General features: G+C 43.5%; 21 protein-coding genes. 8 read left to right on the plus strand and 13 right to left on the minus strand.

Features of this window, described 5'->3' with window-relative positions; genetic code table 11:
• Nucleotides 1-7 precede the first annotated feature (7 nt).
• A complete protein-coding gene (locus tag G3569_RS10265) occupies nt 8-2,650 on the plus strand; it encodes a TonB-dependent receptor (RefSeq protein WP_165268788.1) in 2,643 nt (880 codons plus the stop codon).
• Nucleotides 2,651-2,875: 225 nt separating this feature from the next.
• A complete protein-coding gene (locus tag G3569_RS10270) occupies nt 2,876-3,499 on the plus strand; it encodes a toxin-antitoxin system YwqK family antitoxin (protein WP_165268790.1) in 624 nt (207 codons plus the stop codon).
• A gap of 198 nt (nt 3,500-3,697) precedes the next feature.
• Here G3569_RS10270 and G3569_RS10275 read toward each other — a convergent pair whose 3' ends face one another.
• A complete protein-coding gene (locus G3569_RS10275; RefSeq protein WP_165268792.1) occupies nt 3,698-4,372 on the minus strand; it encodes an energy transducer TonB in 675 nt (224 codons plus the stop codon).
• A 555-nt stretch (nt 4,373-4,927) separates the two neighbouring features.
• Between G3569_RS10275 and G3569_RS10280 the strand changes: the two genes are divergently transcribed.
• Together G3569_RS10280 and G3569_RS10285 are read left to right on the plus strand one after the other, a co-directional pair.
• The gene (locus tag G3569_RS10280) at nt 4,928-6,325 is read left to right on the plus strand and encodes a rhodanese-like domain-containing protein (protein ID WP_205720131.1); all 1,398 of its coding nucleotides are present in this window, start codon (nt 4,928-4,930) and stop codon (nt 6,323-6,325) included.
• A gap of 434 nt (nt 6,326-6,759) precedes the next feature.
• Nucleotides 6,760-8,745, plus strand: a complete 1,986-nt coding sequence (locus tag G3569_RS10285) for a TonB-dependent receptor plug domain-containing protein (RefSeq protein WP_205720132.1) — start codon at nt 6,760-6,762, stop codon at nt 8,743-8,745.
• A gap of 157 nt (nt 8,746-8,902) precedes the next feature.
• Here G3569_RS10285 and G3569_RS10290 read toward each other — a convergent pair whose 3' ends face one another.
• The 3 genes from G3569_RS10290 to G3569_RS10300 all read right to left on the minus strand — a co-directional run bounded on the left by G3569_RS10290 (nt 8,903) and on the right by G3569_RS10300 (nt 10,730).
• Complete coding sequence (locus tag G3569_RS10290; RefSeq protein WP_205720133.1) at nt 8,903-9,682, minus strand: YiiX/YebB-like N1pC/P60 family cysteine hydrolase; 780 nt, start codon at nt 9,680-9,682, stop codon at nt 8,903-8,905.
• Nucleotides 9,683-9,704: 22 nt separating this feature from the next.
• Nucleotides 9,705-10,463 (minus strand): alpha/beta hydrolase family protein, encoded by a 759-nt coding sequence (locus G3569_RS10295; RefSeq protein WP_165268796.1) that lies wholly within the window; start codon nt 10,461-10,463, stop codon nt 9,705-9,707.
• Between the two features lie 87 nt (nt 10,464-10,550).
• Entirely contained in the window at nt 10,551-10,730 is a 180-nt protein-coding gene (locus G3569_RS10300; protein WP_165268798.1) for a hypothetical protein, read from the minus strand.
• 98 nt (nt 10,731-10,828) lie between these two features.
• On the opposite strand from G3569_RS10300, the gene G3569_RS10305 reads away from it, so the two are divergent.
• Together G3569_RS10305 and G3569_RS10310 are read left to right on the plus strand one after the other, a co-directional pair.
• Entirely contained in the window at nt 10,829-11,485 is a 657-nt protein-coding gene (locus G3569_RS10305; RefSeq protein WP_165268800.1) for an RNA polymerase sigma factor, read from the plus strand.
• 54 nt (nt 11,486-11,539) lie between these two features.
• Entirely contained in the window at nt 11,540-11,776 is a 237-nt protein-coding gene (locus G3569_RS10310) for an anti-sigma factor (RefSeq protein ID WP_165268802.1), read from the plus strand.
• A 256-nt stretch (nt 11,777-12,032) separates the two neighbouring features.
• Here G3569_RS10310 and G3569_RS10315 read toward each other — a convergent pair whose 3' ends face one another.
• Both G3569_RS10315 and G3569_RS10320 read right to left on the minus strand, forming a co-directional pair.
• A complete protein-coding gene (locus G3569_RS10315; RefSeq protein WP_165268804.1) occupies nt 12,033-12,512 on the minus strand; it encodes a hypothetical protein in 480 nt (159 codons plus the stop codon).
• 35 nt (nt 12,513-12,547) lie between these two features.
• Nucleotides 12,548-13,912, minus strand: a complete 1,365-nt coding sequence (locus tag G3569_RS10320; RefSeq protein ID WP_165268806.1) for a sensor histidine kinase — start codon at nt 13,910-13,912, stop codon at nt 12,548-12,550.
• 231 nt (nt 13,913-14,143) lie between these two features.
• Here G3569_RS10320 and G3569_RS10325 point away from each other — a divergent pair, with 231 nt between their 5' ends.
• Nucleotides 14,144-14,704 carry a peroxidase-related enzyme gene (locus G3569_RS10325; RefSeq protein WP_165268808.1) on the plus strand — a complete coding sequence of 187 codons (561 nt, stop codon included), beginning with the start codon at nt 14,144-14,146 and terminating at the stop codon, nt 14,702-14,704.
• A gap of 523 nt (nt 14,705-15,227) precedes the next feature.
• Nucleotides 15,228-15,983 (plus strand): flavodoxin family protein, encoded by a 756-nt coding sequence (locus G3569_RS10330; RefSeq protein WP_165268810.1) that lies wholly within the window; start codon nt 15,228-15,230, stop codon nt 15,981-15,983.
• A 64-nt stretch (nt 15,984-16,047) separates the two neighbouring features.
• Here the strand turns inward: G3569_RS10330 and G3569_RS10335 are convergent, their stop codons facing one another.
• Genes G3569_RS10335 through G3569_RS10365 form a run of 7 tightly spaced genes read right to left on the minus strand, consistent with a single transcriptional unit; the run spans nt 16,048 to nt 22,382 of the window.
• A complete protein-coding gene (locus tag G3569_RS10335; protein WP_165268812.1) occupies nt 16,048-17,343 on the minus strand; it encodes an acetyl-CoA hydrolase/transferase family protein in 1,296 nt (431 codons plus the stop codon).
• A 36-nt stretch (nt 17,344-17,379) separates the two neighbouring features.
• A complete protein-coding gene (locus G3569_RS10340) occupies nt 17,380-17,796 on the minus strand; it encodes a cbb3-type cytochrome c oxidase subunit I (RefSeq protein ID WP_165268814.1) in 417 nt (138 codons plus the stop codon).
• Between the two features lie 2 nt (nt 17,797-17,798).
• Nucleotides 17,799-18,245 (minus strand): hypothetical protein, encoded by a 447-nt coding sequence (locus tag G3569_RS10345; protein WP_165268816.1) that lies wholly within the window; start codon nt 18,243-18,245, stop codon nt 17,799-17,801.
• Entirely contained in the window at nt 18,245-18,454 is a 210-nt protein-coding gene (locus tag G3569_RS10350) for a DUF3565 domain-containing protein (protein WP_165268818.1), read from the minus strand. Before G3569_RS10350 ends, G3569_RS10345 begins: the two co-directional genes overlap by 1 nt.
• A gap of 22 nt (nt 18,455-18,476) precedes the next feature.
• Nucleotides 18,477-18,926, minus strand: coding sequence for a cytochrome c (locus G3569_RS10355; RefSeq protein WP_165268820.1), 450 nt, complete (start codon nt 18,924-18,926; stop codon nt 18,477-18,479).
• 1 nt (nt 18,927) lies between these two features.
• A complete protein-coding gene (locus G3569_RS18595) occupies nt 18,928-20,544 on the minus strand; it encodes a group III truncated hemoglobin (protein WP_240894684.1) in 1,617 nt (538 codons plus the stop codon).
• Nucleotides 20,545-20,576: 32 nt separating this feature from the next.
• Complete coding sequence (locus tag G3569_RS10365; RefSeq protein WP_165268822.1) at nt 20,577-22,382, minus strand: hypothetical protein; 1,806 nt, start codon at nt 22,380-22,382, stop codon at nt 20,577-20,579.
• Between the last annotated feature and the right edge of the window lie 2 nt (nt 22,383-22,384).

A 22,384-nucleotide genomic window follows, 5' to 3' on the forward strand; every position in this document is an offset into this window, starting at 1 on the left:
TGATAACATGAAGAAAATAAAGATCTTTAAATATGTGCTGCTCATCGGGGTTTTTATGGGGATATGTACGCTTCCCTCAAAAGGCCAGTACCGATACCATGAACAATCTGTGTTGGATGTCATTCAAGATTTAGAGGAAAAAACCTCTTTTCGCTTCTTATACCGCGAGGCTTTACTGGCAGACATTACCCTCTCTTTTACGGCTGACAGCACCAATCCTCTTACGACACTAAAAGAGGCTTTGCACCCTTTTAATCTGAGTTTGAAAGTGAACAGTGAGCGTCAGCAAGCGATCATTTTTCAACAACAAGCAACTGCGCAAAAACAACAACTAACTATTCACGGGCAAGTTGTTGATGGCACTACCGGCGAACGGTTGCCCTATGCTACAATAACCTGGAAAGAGCACGATAGAATTAATGGTCTAAGTACCAAAGAGAGTGGCAACTTTACCATCAAAGATACTTTTCAACAAAAAAGCCTGGAACTGGAGTGCAGGTATGTCGGCTATGGGTCCAAAAAGATAACATTAGATCTCGATGAAGCTTCACAAATTCAAGAGTTGACCTTTCGGCTTACTCCCGAACGTATTGATGGCAATTATATCCTGATAACCGGGAGTAACTCGTACAGCAACCTCAATAAGCAGCATTCGACGATGGTAGATATTGGCACCTTTAGCCCCATGGGAGAGAGCAATACCCTGCGGGCCCTTCAGGCGCTGCCTTCTATCTCCCTGTCGCCCCTGATGAGTGATGGCATGCATGTGAGGGGGAGCCCATCGGACGCGCTCCAGGTAAAAGTTGATAATATTACCATCTATAACAGAAGCCACCTATTTGGACTTATAGACAGTTTTAATGGTGATATCCTTAAACGCAGTGGGTTCTATTACGATATTGCACCTTTAAAGCTGGAGGCTCCGCCGGGTGGTACTTTATCTCTTCTGACTAAAACCGGATCGATGGACCATATATCGGGGACCGCCGGTATCAGTAACTCCTCGATACGCATGTCACTGGAAGGCCCTCTGAAAAAAGGGCGCAGCAGCTGGCTAATCTCAGGTCGGCGCTCATATATGAACACCGTTGACTGGTTCCATAATTCAGAACTTGTACAATGGGGGCTCAATGTAAATCGCCCACAACAAGAACTTACTGCCGGCCTGGTAGACTTACAAAACCGACTGCTGAAAACACAAAGCACCTCTGCTTCTTTTTACGACCTGCACGGCAAACTCTATTTTGAAGGTATAGCTGGAAGCAGGCTCATTCTAAGCGGTTACTGGGGAGGCGATGACACGAACCAAAACTCAAAACGATTATTCCAAACCCTTTCATTTTCAGGCAATAACAACTTCGAATATCGACCGGTAACCACTACAAATGATTGGCAAAACGGTGCTGCAACAGCAAAATATCAGTACTGGCTTGGAGAAGATATATTCAGTACTTCGTTACTGGGTACCAGCATCTACCAGACCTCTTTTATTAAAGATGACTTTACCTACATGGAAACCAATCAGGGCACCGGTAACCTTCAGGCTTTTATTTTCCCTTTCGGCAATGAAAGTGTACTAAATAAATTCAAGGCAAAGCAGCAATTTGAATTTGATAATAAAGACTGGCTGATAAGCAGCGGTATTTCGTATAACTACTTTTTGGGCGAATACTATGAGCAATCTTTCGGTTATTCAGGATATTTTAATTCTACCAAAGCCCACAAGATTGATGGATATGCCCAACTGGATTTTAACAAATGGGATAATGTTGTCGATGTCTTTGGAGGCATACGGTTTCATTATTACTCAAACGGTCGCTATCTCAAATGGTCTCCCCGTGTCAAAATAAAATTATTCCCGAACTCCAACGTATCATGGTCTGCAGGTTTTAGCCGGAACCATCAATTCATTAATCAGCTTTCTCTCAGCAACACCGTTACAGCCAATGTTTGGATCCTTGCAGACAGCCAACAACCTCCCACAACAGTAAATTATTTTTCTACCGGTTCGTATTTTGATATTTCTGATTGGCTATATGCCCAAATTGAAGGATATCACAAAACATTTGATAATGTTCGAATGCATGAAGTTAACACCTTCTCACTAAGTAATACGACCTCAACGAACCCCTGGTATACCAATAATACAGGCACCGCAAAAGGAGCTGAATTCCTGCTGCAATCTCAATGGTCAATATTCACACTCTCTCAAACGTTTGCCCTTTCCGAAGTAACATTTTCGAACCCCGATATTAATAACGGTCAATCTTTTTATGCGGATTGGGACCGCACCTACCGATACAGTGCAATGGTAGAAGCTAATCCTTTTGATGAGCTCTCCCTTTATCTTTCGTGGATGTATGCTTCGGGTACCCCAAATAGGCTGGCAACTTTTGGCCCCCAGAGAGACAAACGCCTGGACCATTACCAACGCACCGATATTTCAGCCGAATACAAGCGTAACTTTCCAGCATTTCGCATTGTGTTTTCGGCCTCGGTTATGAACTTATTCGATCGCAACAACCCCTGGTATCGTGAGCTTAATATTGCCGTCAACCAGAATGTAACCCCTAATCAATTTCACGCTGCCCCAGTAGATGTGTATGATATCGGGCTGCAACCTTCATTTAATATTCGCATTTTGTTTTAGGCAAATGCAATATTAAAATATTTTCTCCACTATTTAAGGAAATTGCAATTTATCACGATAATGTTGTTTATATAACTGCACTTCGTGTATAGAATCTTCTAACCTCCTTAACAAATGATGCGGCTTACTTTTTGCACTCTTTTATTTTTCCTTCTTTTGTCTTGCAAATCCAACGATCGTTCAGCAGCGAACCTTTCGTTAGAACAAAAACAGGATCAAATATTAATGGCCTTTCCAAAGCTGGAGTTAAGTGGCAATAGTTATACAAATAAAAAAGCGCTTCTTGACTCTACACACTTTACAGATCGCACTTATTATCTAAAAGATAAAGAGCAAACTTTTACCGGGACTTTGGAAAACAAAAATTGGAACGACAGTTTGAAAACCAAGGGCATCTTCAAGAATGGAAAAATACAGACATTTACTTCCTGGTACCCCAACGGCGAGAAAAATTCCAAAATGGTGGTAACTCCAGATAGTACAGACCAGCAATATAGAACAACCACCTGGTACTATTCCGGAGCTCTAAAATCCAGATACAATAAACATTCCGGCAAACGCTATTTTGAGGATGGTTCACTCAAATCAAAGTGGAATAAAAAGAAAGCCATCGACTTTTGGGAGAACGGCAACCCTAAAGCCATTTGGCCGCTAAAAAATAATAAGCGGGTCTCTTTCTATCACGGCGAGTTTACAGGCTGGTATCCCGATCATACAATTTCTGCCAAAGGTACGTTCAAAGATGGACGTAAACATGGCAAGTGGGTGTATCACGATAGTACGGGCACCATCGAAAAAATTATTTACTACAAAAATGGCAAAGCAGACTCTACGGCTAGCCCCGCTTAACTAGTTAATGCGAGACTATACAACAAAGGGACCTTTGCAAAACCAGGCAGTCATCCTGAATGTAATGAAGGATCTCCCTTTCAACGGCAACAGATGGATACTGGAGATTCTTCGACAAGCTCAGAATGACGAAATCAAAGGTTTTGCAAAGCCCTCACAAAATCACAATTCCGCATTCCGACTCAGATATTTTCACACTCATTTATTTCCCTTTAGTATAAATGTAATGGGCAAACTGTATTGAACCCGAACAGTAACCCCTCTTTGTCGACCGGGCTCAAACTTGGCAAGCTTAACCACTCGAATAGCTTCTTGATCGCAGCCCCCTCCAATACCACGAATAACTCTGGGGTTCTCCACTTCTCCCTTTTCATTCACCACGAATTGTACAATCACTCGTCCTTCAATACCAGCCATTCGGGCTTTCTTAGGATATTCGATATGTTTCTGTATTGACTTCAGCCCTCCTTTCAAAACGGGCATCTGTTCAACAGCTATAAAAAAATCCTCTTCCTCCGACGTTGATTCCTCTTCCCCTTCTTTCGGCGGTGGAGGTAACCGGTCCACTTCTTGATTTATATCCAGTTCAGCGTCAAGGTCTAAAATCTGCTCCTCAATGATTTCATCATTAGGAACCGCCACCGGAGCTACCGGCCGCGGGGGAGGCGGTGGCCTTTTCTCTTGTTTTGTCTGCTCTATATCTTCCATGGCAATCACTTCGCTCTGTTCACTAATAGTAAACTCTTGTTCCCCACTTCCACTAATGGGTAGTTTGGCAAGAGCTACAAAAATGAGCAAACTCATTATTAAACCGCTTTCAAAAATGAGCACATAATACTTTTCGAGGTTCGATCTGTTTTTGAAAGGAATCATATGAACCTCCTATCTTATATTAAAAGATATGAGACAACTTTATCTCTAAAATGTCTCTTTAATCACACCATCGTTTATATACATAACCCTTATTTAAGATTAATGATTCCGAAATCTTAAATAAATTTAAATTCTTATGGACTCATCCTTTGTTAGCAAGTAGATCCAAACAAGAACCTAGTATCGGTTACTGGAGACGCTGGCTATGTCGCTGATCATGCTGATTGGAATGATCTCCGGAATTAGCCATCCCTCCTAAAATTGCGGGGATATCCTTGTACTGCACCTTATATACGAAGGTATCCTGAGGTAAAAATTACATCGTTCTATTAATTCGACACAATAAAAATAAGAAAATCTACCTTGATATTATGTCTGAAGACCAACCTAATGCTTGCGATCTAACTGCAATTGCTGACAATAAAAGAAAAATTCATCGAGCAGTGAAAACACTTGACTTATTCGAATTTAGTACTAACTATTTGTGTTGATGCTGCATCATACTATAATGGTACAAGTTCACCTTGAACAACTAAGTATGCGACTAAATGTTTGATGCAATACCTTAAAAATGGTATCAACCATGTTGCTGATCATCCATTACCTTCTAACCTCAAAAAGGATCATATGTCACAGTCGGCTAAAGAGCTATCAACAAAAGAAGCTGCTTCAAAACTCCAAGAAGGAAACGTTCAGTTCATTGATGTCCGTCCTATTGCTGCTTATAACGGTTGGAAACTTGAAGGTGAACCAAGAGGAGGTCATATCCCCGGAGCCAAAAGTATTCCCCTGCAGTGGACCGATTATATGGATTGGGTAGAAGTGCTCGAAGAAAAAAGTATCATCCCTAACAACCCGGTCATCATCTACGGTTACTCTGTCGATGAAACGAATGCTATGGCTGAAAAACTGGATGCACTCGGCTACGATAAGCTTTATACCTACCACAGTTTCACTGATGAATGGGCTGCTAATGAGAGCCAACCGCTAGATAACCTCCCCAGATATCAACAACTGGTTTATCCTGATTGGGTAAAACAACTAGTTGATGGAAATAATCCTCCACATTATGATAATGATGATTTTGTGATCTGTCACAGTCATTACGATCATATTGAAGACTACCACCGCGGTCATATCCCCGGAGCTATTCCGGTGGATACCAACAGCCTGGAATCTACTGAAACATGGAATCGGCGGTCTCCGGAGGAATTAAGAGAAACTCTTGCACAGCTGGGCATTCGCCACGATACGACGGTTGTACTTTACGGCCGTTTCTCATCTCCTACTTTCGACAAAGAGAAATTTCCCGGCAAAAGTGCTGGTCATCTGGGAGCCTTGCGCTCTGCCGCCATCATGTTATATGCCGGTGTAAAGGATGTACGTATTCTTAATGGCGGCATCACCAGCTGGGAAACAGCAGGGCGGTCCCTATCCGCCGAACCTATCTCCCCACAACCTATTGAAAACTTTGGTGCCGAAATACCCGGACGTCCCGAAGTAATGATTGATACTCCTAAAGCCAAACAGCTCATTGCCGCTGATGATGGCGAATTAGTGAGCATTCGCAGCTGGGAAGAGTTCATCGGTAACAGAAGCGGATATCACTATATCGAAAAAACCGGGCGAATTCCCGGTGCAGTGTTTGGCAACTGTGGCAGTGATGCTTACCATATGGAGAACTATCGCAACTTCGATCACACAATGCGTGAATTCCAGGAAGTAGAACAAACATGGAAAGAAGCCGGTATTACTCCTGATAAACATATTGCCTTCTACTGCGGTACCGGTTGGCGCGGCAGCGAAGCCTTCTGGAATGCCTGGATGATGGGGTGGCCGAAGGTGTCGGTATACGATGGTGGATGGTATGAGTGGTGTAGTGACCCCCAAAATCCTATAAAAACCGGTCTGCCTAAAGAACCATCCACGCAAGAAAAACCGCTTGCCAAATAGGTCATTTGCAACAAATTATTTAAAAAAGGGAAGGCTTTACCAGCCTTCCCCTCAGAAAAAATACAAACCAGATCTCATCAAAATCCGGTTGCATTTCTACCCTTGGGTATACACCTACCCAATCTCCTTTATGTGATTAACCTTCTACCCATCTGAGTATAATAGCCCTTCAGGGTATCATTCAAAGCAAACAGGGCCTCGTTTATATATTGATGATATCGGTAGAACATTTCTTACGCTATTTTAGTTTTCCATAAAAATCCGGTGCAATTGCTGTCTCTGTCAAAAATATTGATGAGGTCTTTTGTTCATATCCACAAGAAAAAATACTCAGGCTTATCCTTTCTTTACGGCTAAAATCATGATATTTTCCCCGCTATTTAAAAAGGCATTTGATCAGTACAATTTTTAACTACACTACCACGAGCTACATCATGTTCTCATTTCGAAATTCAGCATCATTATTTATTGAGATCACAACCCGGATCCCCAAATCCATTCTGTTACTGCTATTTTTTATGACCACTGTAGCGGGGCATGCCCAACAAACCGAAACGCTGGATACCCTGGTGGTATCAAAAGAAGTGCTTGTTTCTTCAAGCCATATCCCCCAGACAGTAGCGGGTTCCGGACGAAATATTACGATCATCCCGGCAAAAACAATTCGCAGCCTGCCGGTACATACTACTGACGAAGTACTGCGCTATGCTTCCGGAATAGAAGTACAGTCACGCGGTGCCTTCGGAACTCAATCTGACTTTAGTATTCGCGGTAGTTCATTTTCCCAAGTGTTGGTAATGGTGGATGGAATGCGCCTAAACGACCCCTTAACGGCGCACTACAGTTCTAATATTCCGGTATCACCCTCAGAAATTGACCGCATTGAGGTGCTTCACGGTCCGGCAGCCGCACAATACGGGGCCGATGCTGTTGGCGGTGTCATAAATATTATCACACGTAGTTTCAGCCAACAAAACAGTGCTGACCAAACTGATATAAATGCTAAAATCGGCTATGGTCAAGAGGATCTCAAAATCGGCCAGGGAGGATTTTTCTACTCAGAATCTGATTATAGAATTGCAGGGGGCGGCATGTGGTTTAATACCCCCGGTCAAGAATTAGCTGACAATTATACTAATCATTTTAATATCGGCAAAGCTTCTCTTTCAGCCGGATTTGATTTAGGTGATGGCTGGGACCTGGCCGCTCGCGGCGCTTATGATTATCGCGATTACAACGCCAAGTATTTCTACACAGCAAGTTCTTATGATGAGGCGACAGACCATACCAAAGCCTGGTGGACACAACTTAAGCTTACCAAACATGATGACAATGCGTTAACCACTTTAAAAGGAGCATTTAAACACAATACCGATGACTTTGTATTTAACCCCGCCTTTCCGGCAAACCATCACACCACAAAACTGCTGAATCTACAACTTACGCAATATCGAGAACTGTCAAACGAATGGTCGTTAACCTATGGTGCTCAAACTACCGGACGCAGTATTGAAAGTAATGATCGCGGCGATCACAACGACTGGCACTATGCCGGCTTTTCAATGGCCGAATGGCAGCCGACTGGCTCCTTTACCTTGACGGGGAGTTTACGTCTTGATCATGATGAAAACTATGGCACCGAATTGATGCCCCAACTAAGTGCTTCTTATGATACCGGCAACTGGATCTTGCGCACTTCCGGCGGTCGCAGCATTCGGTCGGCCAGTTATACCGAGCGATACATTTCTACGAACCTTGCTGGACCTTTATCAGCAGGACGCAATCTTGGGAACCCGAACTTAAAAGCAGAGCGTTCATGGTCTGGCGAGTTGGGCTTCGACTTTGTAGGGGTATCACATATTCGTTTTTCTGCCACCGGCTTTGTACGCGCATCAGATAATCTGATAGACTATGTAGAAACCAATTCTGCCAATATCCCCAACGACAAAAACCTGGCTAACAGCACGAATTATCTGTATGCTCAGAACTTAAGCAATGTAGAAACCGTTGGGCTGGAATCAGAAATAACCATCCATAAAAACCTGGGAGCCGATTGGTGGCTCAGCAGTCGTATTGGATATACTTTTTCCAACCTGCTAAATGATGATAATATTGATTCAAAATATATCGCTAACTATGCCCGTCACCTGGTCAACGGAACAGCATCTATTCAAAAAGGACCCGCCAGCGTTGCGTTAACGGGCCTTTGGAAAGAGCGAGACTCCGACCAGGCTCCATCGATTGGGGCTTTTAAAGCCTCGAGCTACAGTGTTTGGAATCTGAAAGCGGAATATTCCGTCTACCAAAACCTCACTGTTGGAATTGAAATCGATAACCTATTTAATGAAAAATACCAGGATATCCTTGGTGCACACATGCCCAAACGCTGGATTATTGGTACTCTCAGCTGGAAACTGTAAACTTATTTCTATTTACTCTACAAACTCATCCTGCAACTCTGCTATGTAATGAGTATAAGTTGTATAATCATCATCTCCTCCCGTAGCTCTGCTGCGGGAGGAGATATTTTATTTAACGCCTAGTATCGGCACCCTGTCTTTATACCTGGCTACCGACTTAGTTTTCAACAGATGATTTTTGAGCCCATGTTAGTTGCTTGTAGTCAAAGCCCGCTTCGATAGTTGGTTTAACTATTTGAAAATAGGGAGATACATCAAAATCACGAGGGGCAAACAAGCTGTGGTGCCGGATATGTAAAATTTCTTCTTGTAGCTTTACTTCAGCCCTATTACTGTTTTCATCCAGATCAATAGTGGGCAATATGGGATAGTTTACTCCCTGGAATGCTTGCGCTATAAGTGACGAACATATTGCTTTTGTGGGATCCCCACTGCCCAACGCCAATAACTTTCTTCGATGGCGTTCAGGAACGGGAGGCGTACGAATAAGGTAACGTGCCAAGTCAAGAATATTCTTTAAATCATACTGATATCCTATCCGCTCTTTCATGTAATCAATAACCTTCCGAATCTCATCAGAGGAAAGTCCTACCGCTCTACAGATACGTACATGCATATGGCAATACTTTGCCAACGGAACAGCCCGTACACCCTCCGCCACATCAGCCTCAATAAGCCAAGGACCTTCCCCTTCATCGTCTGACACTTCCTCGTCATACCCAACATTCAGTGCTACATGAGACCAAGTAGATTGGGTAATATATTTTATTGCTGTACTAATTCGGCTCGTCCCTTCAATGAGCAGAATATCTCCCGGCTGTAGCGATTGCTCCAATGCTTTTCGAGAGCAGGTTGTAATCGATTGCTGCTCTTCATCCGAACGACTGAGATAACGGGCCAGGCGGTATCCCAAACGATTCAAAAGGCTGTCCATCATCAATAAGGCCTACAAATTAAAATTAAAGGTACCGATCTACCCAAGCAGCAGCCACAGATCCTACATAACGGGCATCTTCTTCGTTAGTTAGCAAGTGATCCGCATCATCAAGCGAAATAAAACTCTTGGGGTGTTTGGCCAGCTTATAAATATGGGCTGCGTTATCAATACCTACTGTCTTATCCACGGGAGAATGAAAAATTATCAGCGGCGTATCTAACTCCTTAATCATCTTATTCATTTTTTGTTCTTTAAGGTCATCCAGAAACTGTTTTTTGATGGTAAATTCGCGTCCGGCTAGCTTAACCCGAGCCTTACCCTGCTCTTTTATTTGATCCTTTTTGTTCACCAAAAGATGCGTAACGTGTTCGGGATTACAAGGGGCTCCTACTGTAGCTACTGCTTCAATTGATGATATTTGATGAGTGGCTTGTAGCACGGCCGCACCTCCCAACGAGTGGCCAATCAACATCCGGGCTGTGGCCCATTCCTTTTCCATATACGATGCAGCTGCTTTGAGATCTTCAATATTTGATGAGAAATTAGTATCAGCGAAATCCCCTTCACTTTCTCCCAAGCCCGTAAAATCGAAGCGAAACACTCCCATCCCCTGATCGGTGAGGGCGTGGCTGATACGTCCAACGGCCTTCAAATCTTTACTACAGGTAAAACAGTGTGCAAAAAGCACCGCCCCTTTTGAAATACCGCCATTAGGTTCGTCGATACGAGCCGAAAGTGTATCGCCTTGGCTGCTGGCAAATTCTATTTTATTACTTTTCATAAATAAATGATTGACTAAAAATAAACCTTATAATGAATTCGCTACTTTGTCAATAGCTTATTTAGCCTCATAAATATTTGTCTCCGACTAAAACGCAAGCCAGCTATCAGCATCATCAGAAGTAATAAATTTCGGATCATCAATAGAGGGAATACCATCTTTGGGCGGGCCGCCTTTTTTAAACTCGCTGAGCTCAATAAGGGCTTTTTCAGTATTCGTTTCCCATCCCTTTAAAAGATTCGTTTGCCCATAACTCACTGAAGTCATTCCAATCATCAATATTATTATATACCTTAAGCGATGCAGGTTGAATGAAAGCATGGCTATTGTTATTTAGGATTTAATCAATAAGCAAAAAACTTTGTATGCTCAACTGGTTTAAAAGACGTCGTAAGGATGACAGTTCTTACGAGACAAACGAAGAGTGGATCCGGGGACTTTCAGCACCGGCAGATGAAAAGGCGGTGGAACAACTTCGGGACAAGCTCATCCGGGGGCTAAAACCTGCGCTCCACAAATATGTAGATCGCGAACTGGATCAGTTTGTTGAAGACGTTGCCCAAGATGCCCTGCTAAAGATATTGGACAATATTGACACCTTTCGCGGAGAGAGCAAACTCACTACCTGGGCCATGAAAATAGCAGTCCGTGAGGGCCTTACCGAACTGCGACGAAAAAAATATGATGACTCTTCTATTGAGGACTTTAAATACCCCAATGATGAGGGTAGAGATGAACTGACATCATTAACATTTGCTACTGAACTGCCCGACCCTGAAGAAGCAACCCATGAACAGATGATTCTTAGAAAGGTGCTTCGCATTATTAACGAAGAGTTAACCGAGAAACAACGAAGGGCCATGAAAGCACTTATGATGCAAGGTCTTTCAGCTACGGTGGTCGCCGAACAGATGGGCACCAACCGGAATGCCCTTTATAAATTGGTTCATGATGCTCGTTTGAAAATAAAAAACCAACTTGAACTGGAGGGGGTTGATCCGGCGAAACTGTTTAATAATTAGTAAGATTGTATTACCTCTTGTTGTCAGAATGGGTAATACCAGGAATAACAAATTATGAAGATCACAAAAAAAGTTATAAAAAAGCTTATTAATGCGGCCTTTAACTCGCATGAAGACGAGATTGGGTGTGGTAAATGCTTTGATAAGCTTAATAAATTTGCAGAGTTAGAACTTAAAGGAAAGTCAGCAGCAGAAGCTATGCCTTTGGTAGAAGACCATCTCAAAAGATGTGGAGAGTGTCGTGAAGAATATGAAGCATTGCTTGAAGCCCTTCGAGCAGTACAAGGATAAGCCTATCTCGTAAGAGTATTTGGTAGCTGGTCGTCTAAAGAAAAAATGAACCAAGCTGCCGAATATGATTAGTCGATATATTCCCACATTATTAGTAGTAGCTCTTATTCTTACCCCACTCTATGTATCAGCCCAAACATGTAGCTGCGCAGGAGCCCCTCTCATAAGTTCGCAAAGCGTTAGTTCAGCAGCTAAAGGAAATCTTTTACTGGGAGTTACCTATCTATGAAAGCAGCTCTTCTCAATAACTAGGAATTCATTTTTTGCCAATCCATCGGCTATCAAGAAAACCCAATATGTATCCATAAACTAAATGAACCAATAATGTTATAATGATATAAGAGGCCGTACCTTTCAAAAACAAGGGGTGATCAGGAGCAAGGCTTTGGGCATAACCGAATCCGAAAATCCCCCAGCCAATTAAAGGACTGTACACGAGCATCATAAAAACCCAAAGTGTTATAGATAATAGAAGTGCTTTCTTAATGGTTGTATCTTCTTCAAAAGTGTATACCAATACAAAGGACCAAAACATACCATAAGCGAAGTGTAAAAGCAGAGCATATATTTGGTTTTCTACTCCCAGGTTATATAGAAATGCTGCCGACGGCGGCACATTAAACGGAGCAAACTCCAGTACGTTTATACCCAGAAAAATAAGTAAAAACATTGCCAGGCTTGCGATAAAACCGGCTCCTGCCACTTTCAAGCCTTTCCTTATATTATACTCACTCATAATACTTCGCTATGTCTATTACAGATAAAGACTGTTTACAAATTAGCATTACCAGCCCCGGCCGCATCAGACTTTTGGAACTTAAGTTCAAAATAAACCCCTTCTTTATCTTGAAGTGTTACCTCACCTTCCAGTTGTTGGACTAATGTCTTTACAATCACCATTCCTGATGAGTCGGCACGCTCATAACTTACTTCCTCCGGTAACCCCGGACCATTATCTTTTATTGACAGGGTCACTAGCTCATCCCTCTCGGAAAGTGAAACGGTAATATCTCCATCACAGGAGGGATTACATCCATATTTAACAGCATTAGCTAACATCTCATTTACTATTAATCCTAATGGAACAGCTTGATTAATATTTAGTGTTACCTCTTCGAAATAGGTTTTTAAAGAAATATCGACATCATCTTGGATATGAACATCAACAATATAAGAGGTTAGTTTTTTGAGATAGTGACTCAGATTTACTCTTGAAAATGAATCTGACTGGTACAGCTCTTCATGGATCATCGCCATCGACTGAATACGATCTTGGCTATCTTGCAGAGCCTGCTCCGGATCTCCACCCTGCATATTTTCCAATTCCAAAAGGCCTGATACTACCGCCATATTATTTTTGACGCGATGGTGAATTTCTGATAATAACACTTCCTTTTCATTGAGTGTTTGCTCCCAGCGTCCAATACTTTTACGTGCACGTACTGTAAATACTACCCCGATAAGTACCAATAGGATACCCAGGAGAACGCTAATCCAGAGACCTGTACGTTTAATAATGGTTGATGCCAGCCCTACCCTTCTCATCAACTGCTGATTATGAATATCCCAGTTGCTACTTAACTCATTATAAGAGATTAGATATTGATCGATCCGGGATTGGTCCGTTTTTTTCTTTTCCCACTCCTGAGATATTTTTTCTGCCAACTGCAGCTGCTCTTCCTCAATCCTGCTAACTTCCTGCCATGCAGCCTGAATCTCCTTGATCTTATCAAATGACTTAAACTGCTTGAATGCAAATATCAGACTCGATATCTCATTGGGGTATACAATATCAGGAGGAAAAGCATTAAAAATAACTTGTACATCGGGCTCCTCCGTAAAGAGCTCATCTACTGCTTGTTCATACGTATTTTGCTTTTTCTGAAGTGCCCGGAACTTACGGTACTCACTGATATCACCACTGTGCCCATAGCTTTCAATAGCACTATTTGCCTGGTAATGCAGCTGCCCCCACTTAGATAACAGCGTTAAATAATCAGTGGAAGCCGCTATCATATTGATGGAAAAGTTTGTCAATACTACCAACATACTGGCAGCAGCGATAAAAGCAGCTACGACTCCTATTAACTTTCTGCTCAAATAAAACCGGTTATCCTCTGAGCCAACTTTTTCCATATATATTACTATACCTATTTATAGGTATTTTAGTGAATAAACAGACAACCCCAATCCTTATTTTATTACATAAGTAGGTTATACCATTATTGACAGGGTTTCAAATAGATCCTTTTAACTTAATATCTCTCTTAATACCATATTATTAGCATAATATACATTATAAGTAAGAGATTTACCCTTGTATACATCTGTTACTTTACACTGGTACAATAACATCAAATAACAGTAATGGCTTATATCGATATCGTTGAACCTGAAGAAGCAACAGGAAACCTCAAAGAGATCTACGAAGAGTTGGAACAGCGACGGGGTAAGATAGCTCAAATCCATAAAATCCAAAGCCTGAATCCCGATAGCATTATGAAACATATGGACCTGTATATGTCCATCATGTTTGGCAGCTCTCCTTTAAAACGAGCCCAGCGAGAAATGATAGCTGTCGTGGTTTCAGCGGCTAACGAATGCGAATATTGCCAACTACACCATGGAGAGGCTCTCAACCATTACTGGAAAGAGGAGGAACGTGTAAAAAAATTACGAGACGATTATACAAGTATTGACCTCAATGATATTGATACGGCGTTGTGCCGACTGGCCTGGGAACTGACTCGCAATCCTGAAGCTATAAATAAGGAAGAATACATTAAGCCCCTTAAAGAACTGGAGCTTTCTGACCGGGCGATCCTGGATGCAGTGCTGGGTATCAGCTATTTCAACTTTGTGAATCGAATTGTTATGGGATTGGGCGTTGAAGCCGACAAGAAAGAGGTGCAAGGGTATAAATACTAATCCTGTAGGCAAAAGGACAGGAAGATTGACTACCTATGGTATTATAGGGTTACCTAGCATCCCAAGGGCACCCTTCAGACATCAACCAGCTTTTTCAGGGAGATTGCCACGTCGTCCCGCCAAGCCACGGCACTCCTCGCAATGACAGCCGTTGGTTTTAATAATTTAAAAGCAGTGTCACTGCGCCGTGCACCATTCTACGGTGAGGGATTCCGGTGACTGTTCGGAAGACCGTGGTAGCCTCCATTATTTTGTTCGCGTAGGAAAAAACTCCCACCCCTCGTCGGGAGGCTGGGGGCGCCGTCCGACGAATGAAAGAAGCACCATGAAGAGAAGCCCTTTTTGTGACTATAACACAGATAGAACTGCAACAGAAGCCGACGGAGGTGCAGCTATGTGCCTCGAAGTTTTAACGTAGTGGCGGAGAATAAATCACAAAACCCGAGGAATTAAATACAATCAGACGATTGTTGAGAGAACTCACCAGCCTGCTTAATCACTGAACAAAACCATATTAATTGCTATGACTTTAAATAAAAAACAAGAGACGTTATGTGATCAGAACCAATGGGACTTTTCCAATCTGAGCGCACTATTCCTGAACTGCACCCTTAAACCTAATCCCAAAGAATCACACACCAAAACCCTTATAGAGGTTTCCCGGCAGATAATGGAGAAAAATAGTGTGGCCACAGAGGTTTTGCGTCCCGCAGACTATGATATTGCCCCGGGCGTGTATCCCGATATGACCAAACACGGTTTTGAAAAAGATGACTGGCCGGAAATCCAACAGAAAGTAATGGATGCAAATATTCTGGTAATTGGCTCTCCCATCTGGCTAGGCGAAAAGTCCTCAATTTGTACGAAAGTAATCGAGCGCTTATATGGATATTCAGGCAACCTCAATGAGGAAGGGCAGTATGCGTATTATGGCCGCGTGGGCGGCTGTCTGATTACGGGGAATGAGGACGGCATCAAACACTGCTCTATGAGCATCCTCTATGGATTACAACATCTTGGCTATGTGGTGCCTCCACAAGCCGATGCCGGATGGATTGGCGAAGCCGGTCCCGGCCCCAGCTATGGAGATGAGGGGGAAGACGGGCCCGTTGGTTTCGATAATGAATTTACCCAGCGAAATACTACTTTTATAACCTGGAATCTCATGCATATGGCCTATATGCTTGACCAGGCGGATGGTATTCCGGCGTATGGCAATCAGCGGTCGGAATGGGATGCCGGTTGCCGATTTGATCACCCCAACCCTGAACATCGCTAAAATAAAAAGGGATGAGGTTTATCCCCATCCCTTAAATAGTATTCAAAATTCTATATTGAGATTATCAGTCCAAGTGATTAAACCGCTCGGCAGCTACTTTCTCCAGCTCTTCACGGTGATCGGGATGAGCAATCTCAATCATAGCCTTGGCTCGCTCTCGCAGGTTTTTGCCATACAAATTGGCAACGCCATACTCGGTAACCACATAGTGCACGTGGGCACGGGTAGTTACAACTCCAGCCCCCTGTTTCAGGTGTGGCACAATTTTGCTCACTCCTTTGCCGGTAGCTGAGGGCAGGGCAATAATAGGCTTCCCTCCTTCACTGAGTGATGCCCCGCGAATAAAGTCCATCTGGCCGCCTACACCAGAATAATGGTAAGTTCCGATAGAGTCGGCACAAACCTGCCCCGTAATATCTACTTCTACCGCACTGTTAATAGCAGTAACTTTGGGGTTTTTTCGGATCACCGCTGTATCATTAACATAGGCGATATCGAGCATTGCAATCATAGGGTTGTCATCCACAAAATCGTACAGGCGACGACTTCCCATCACAAAGCCGGCTACAATTTTCTCTGGGTGCTTGGCCTTCTTCTTGTTTGTTATGACGCCCTTTTCTACCAGGTCGATCACTCCATCAGAGAACATTTCGGTATGGATTCCCAGGTCTTTGTGGTTCCCCAAGGATTGTAGTACCGCATTGGGGATAGCACCAATTCCCATCTGCAGAGTGGCACCATCTTCTACCAGTTCGGCGCAATGTTTCCCAATCTTTTTCTCCACTTCGTTTGGTTCCGGAATCGTAAGTTCGTGCAACGGCTCATTAGTTTCCACGAGGGCATTAAAACGACTGGCGTGAAAAATACCATCGCCATGGGTTCGCGGCATATTAGGATTGACCAAAGCAATAGCTTTGTCGGCCTCTTGCAGTGCGGCACGTGTGGCATCTACCGATACCCCCAGCGAGCAATAGCCGTGCTGATCGGGCGGCGACACCTGTACCAGGGCCATATCTATATGCATAATATCTTTACGAAATAGTCCCGGAACTTCACTTAAAAAAATCGGCAAATAATCGGCACTGCCCTCGTTTACTGCTTTGCGAACGTTGGAACCCACAAAGAGAGCGTTGGTATGAAAGGTATCACTGTATTCAGGTTTTGCATAGGGAGCATCACCTTCGGTATGCAGGTGCACAATTTCTATATCTTCGAGCTCGGGAGCCCGGGCAGTCATTGCATCTATAAGGGGTTGCGGTGCAGCAGCAACACTGTGGACAAACACCCTGTCACCTGAATTGATTAGTTTAACGGCATCTTTGGCAGTCGTATACTTGGTTTTATATTCTTTAAAAGACATCTATAGTTTTATTTCAGTTAGTAAATTTAATTTTCTTTAGGTGGTGCTGGCCCGGTAACTTACAATGCGATCCCAATGAAGAATTACAAACAGGACAACAGCACTTAATTCCAATATTCGTCCCAACAGCCCGAGCCCCCATGAAACTGAGAGTAGGATATCGGCAATAATAACGAGAATTCCCAGATTTAGCGCTACTACCATACCTATAGCTAATTGGGGATTCCCGCGTTGAGGTTGTTCTAAAAATCTGGGAAGCATCCAGTAGGCTGTACCCAGCGTAAGCTGAATAACCCATCCAAAAATTACCACCTCTATGTGGATGGGTAACAGTGCCCATACTGACGGGTGGATCACATATGCTTTATTGACAAGCATTATTGCCCCTGATACCATTCCCACCAAAAGGTACAGCAAGGAAATCCGAATCATCCAACGACTTATTGCAGGCATTATCAGCTCCTATTTCGTTGACGTTTCCGTTTTTTACGCTGTGCTTTTTTCGACATTACCCGAGGCCATATCTCAATGAGATACGTTATTCCTGCCAACATATGCAGAACCGAGGATATCACAATAAGAATCTTCCATACCTCAGCACTTTGCCCACTGATCATAGGCTCGGCAACAACACGCAGTGCCAAACCGATATTTAAGAAAATAAAAGTGCCCCAGTTCCATTTCTGGTTCCAAAATCCTTCTTCTTTGTTACGGCCGGGAAACATCCATACCGAAACCCCGATAATGATCTGGGTAATCCAGCCTAACATCAACATATGCCAAAAGAGAGGCATCAGGGCCGGGAATGAAAACTGCTCTATCTCCAACAATAGGCCTGCTACTAGGGATAACACAAAATAGACCATCCCTGATTTGATAAAAGTACGACTAACAAATGGCATTACAATTCGAAATCTTTGGGTTCACTTCTGTCACATTTCTTGCACTCTAATTGATGGCCAAGCCTGCTTTTTCGCCCCTCTCGGGTTGTTACCCAAGGACGCAGCTGCCAGGGTGGATTGTGGCGCACATGCTGGTTATGTCCACAACCAAGCTCGGCCACCCAATCATCTTCCTCATCTTTGTGATAACCGATTATGGGCTGCTTCATAACACAATCCAATATTTAAACTTTACTTATTTACTGCTGAAATCTGTTTCCGGTAATTGGAATGGCAGTCCACACACCCCTGCTGTACAATTCGATAATGGGTTAGCACCTCTTCCATATTCTGCTCAACAGCTGCCTTTCGCATCGAATCAGCGTGATGGTGTACCGTCTTATCAAAGGCCACAAACTGTTTAATTTCCTTTCCCAATACCTTTTTAACCATTGCCTTATCCTCGGGCGTCATCACCGGGTGATGAGCAATACCTGCCGCCCCCTGTGCAATAACCTCATAATCTTCGGTATAAATACCCTGATCAACGGTTTGCATATCATTGAGCAGAAGCTGCATCATCGGCACCAGCTTCATTGTTTCGGGCTGAGACTCCTCTCCCTGAAAATAGGACCAGCCAATCATTGAAACTGATGAAACTACAACAACTAGTAATACTGCCACTGATTCTCGCGCTATCATATTAATCTTCAAATTTTCCTTCCATTTCCATTCTCACCGAAAATGATGACGCAATCTTAGCCGCCATCTCTTTTGCATAATCTGCTTTTGTCCCTTCAAAATGATCGTCTACGGTTTGCTCAAAAAGATTGTACCAGCGACCAAAATCCATCTTCTCAATGGGCAGATCCATATGTTGCCGAAAGGGACGACCGTTATACCGCCGTGTTTTAAACAGTATATTCGACCAGAAGTCAACCATATTGGGCAGGTGCTTATCCCAATCAACCTCCGCATAATCATTAAAAACATATCCCAGGCGCTCATCTTCTTGTACTTTGCTATAAAAGGCATGTACCAGCGTCTTTATATCTTCATCATTTTTAATATCGGACATCGGTTCTGTTTTTTGTAGCGTCTTAAGATTCATCCATTGTAAAAGTACAGCCAACACCGGCAGTATTGCAGCAACAGCAAGTGCATAAAAAACCCACATACCGCTCCATGAAGCCGGCCATAGATGGGTGGGCATCACTAAGCTGAGAAGTAGTGCCAATATTGATCCCACAACACCATAAAAGTATTTGTTAGCGGCTTTGGCCTGCAGGTGTAAACTGCCCAACATCATAAGTGTAAAAGCTCCCAGTAATAATACATGCAGGTAAAATATGCGGAGCCCATGATCTGATAGCCAAAAAGAAGCAGGGCCTGCCGAAGCTGTTATCTGCATAACCGCTTTTATGGCAATTAAAGAAATAGGCCAAATCCATATCGGCGTATTTGTTTTCCATTTTCCGGACTTAACCAAAGTATATAAAAAGAGCACTAATCCCAGTGCTGCAATGCCGCCTCCCAGCCGTGCTACTCCCAATAAAAGAGGGGACAACAGAGATTCTGAAATCCCATAGGGAAAGGTCAATGGGGCACCGATAGCAATGCATCCCAGCGACCACGATTCCTGTATCGTCCAGTCCTTGGCTTTTAGATCCAGCTGCACTACCATAATAGCCAATAAAGCTAACACTACCCATCCCTCGGTAAAGGTAGCCAGGAAAAAGTGCGTCATCCCCTTCATCAACATAAAGTTCGAGGGAGCAAGTGCTTGCACAACAGCCACACTCCAGGCCCCCAGCGAACATACAAAAAGCATGACCAGCGCACCGTCGAACCAAGGCTGGGCCGAATCATCTTTTAGATGACTGCGAACCCTGTAATATCCCCACATAAAGGCATACCAACAGAGCATTACCAGCCCTGATAGGATTACCGACAACGGTAATGTACCTGTGCCAATGGGAACCGGGCGATAGCCGTAGAGCAGGAAAAAGGGATAAGATAAAGCACCAAATATAAGCCCGCCCCATATTCCATACTTCATCCAGCGAAAAGCCGATTTAGTAATCGCTATTTTTTCACTGAGGTATCTCAGCAAAAGATACAGGGGTAAAGGCACAGCCCATCCGAAAAACATCAGGTGCGAATGGGCATGCCTTATATTTTCAAGTGATAACCCCAATGAGGATGTAACCCAACCGATCATCCCGAGACGATACAGAAAGCCCGTTAGACCTGCTATAATAAAACAAGCCACTGATACCTTCCACAGGGAGTTAATAGCCGATTGGGGTTTGTTATCCATTGCTGTCTGCATCCTTAAGTGGCAGGTCTTTTTTATGCCGGTTGTGCTAACTGCTGAAAGATAGCATTCAGTCGTTCTCGCTGCTCTACCACTGTAACAGGAATGGAGTCCAGATTTTCATCTTTGTAAGATTCTGATTCAGCAATCTCCAGGCAGTAATCCATTCCGTTCTCGAGATTATTCTTAAACTTTTTGAGTTTTTTTATGTTCCCCGATGAACCGTCATGTTGTTCAACGAGCTCCTCAAAATAATCCACATAAAGAACAATCTCTTTGGCAAACATATGGGGTCGTTCGGAAGGAACCAAAGATTCCCCGCGACCGTAAATATGGTCTATCATTTCACGGAGACTGTATTCTCCGTCGAACCAAGCAATATTGGGTCCGGGACAGATCGCCTGCGGTGCTCGGTGCTCAGCCAAAATTCCCAGATCAATAAGCGCGCCGTTACCCAAATGGTCACACAGGCACGCTTTCTCCAACACCTTTTCTCGCCTTTTTTCTTTTTCCTCCTCATCCATATCGCTTTGATTAATTTCATCAAGTTTCAACAGCTGATACTGATTAGAGGCCGTACAAATTGGATTTTCCGTGAATTCCGTATTGGATTCCAAGAAACCCTTTGGACAGGGCGAGCCGGGCTTTCCTTTTTCAATACGCTCTTCGTGATACTGATGCGAACCGGTGTTACGTACATTATTAAAAGGCACACCCAGCGGTGAGACCCCACTTAAATATAGATCCTCTTCGGTTGCATTTTCGAGCAGTTCGCGTGTAGGCTTATCCACCGTCGTCGCTTCAGGAACCAACAAAAACGGACTCCCCCAACCGGTGGCATCCATTCCAAAATCTTCCAACAGTCGGTGTGCTTCACCGCTTACTCCAATTCCACCTTGAACAGTGAGACGTGGCTCGTCAAAATCCCAATCGTCAGAGAACCCATCGGCATTTTTCTCATAATACTTTTCTATCAAAGGCTTCACTGCTGTACTTAACATTTCTCGCTTTTCTCTAAACTCTTTGAGCAGTGAAGGCAGCAGGTATCCGTCGGAGGCAAATGCGTGTCCGCCACAGTTCAACCCGGACTCTATACGATATTCAAAAACCTCGAGTCCTTTTTTCGCCAGGTATTTACCCTGAATTAGTGCTGATCTAAAATCACTTACTTTCAAGATGATTTTCTTTTTGATATCTCCTTTTGCATCCCGGTAAAAATCCTTGAATTCACTCATATAATTATACAAGCGGGGATTAAAACCAGCAGACAGAATAAGACTTGATGACAGGTCACTTTCTGCATAACCACGCAAAGCAGCATTAGCATCACTAAATTCGCCACTCATTGGGGTTCCGTCCTTCTCGTAGTTTAACCCATCGACCTTAGCCATAATATTGACATCAATCGAGCCGGGTTCCATCAGCTGCGAGAGCTTGCAAGAGATTTTATCACGCAGGGTGCCCTCCTCGGTTTGCATCAGCTCATTGTACCTGGCTTTCAGCTCACTAGTATCCGGCAACAGGTCAAAGTACTTGGCCTTTTCATTATCCTCAAAAAACGGCTGCGACTTGATCGCTTCGAACTGATCCTGAACTACCTTCTGTGCCAGATTCAAGTAAGCTGTTATCCTGCGGGCGCGGCCATCCTCTGCGCTACGCGGGATATTATTATATGGAAGTTCCAATTTCTTACAGTAATGCTTGCGGATGCGCTCTACCAGCAGATCATCCACAATTGAGATTACTGAGTCAATGCCGTACGGTCCAACACGGATGGGAGAGTCGATAGAATGCCCCGTTCCCATAACCGGTATTGAAAATGTGTGTGAAGAGTTTGACATAA

The organism is Fodinibius halophilus, from assembly GCF_011059105.1.
GTDB classification, from domain to species: Bacteria; Bacteroidota; Rhodothermia; order Balneolales; family Balneolaceae; genus Fodinibius; species Fodinibius halophilus.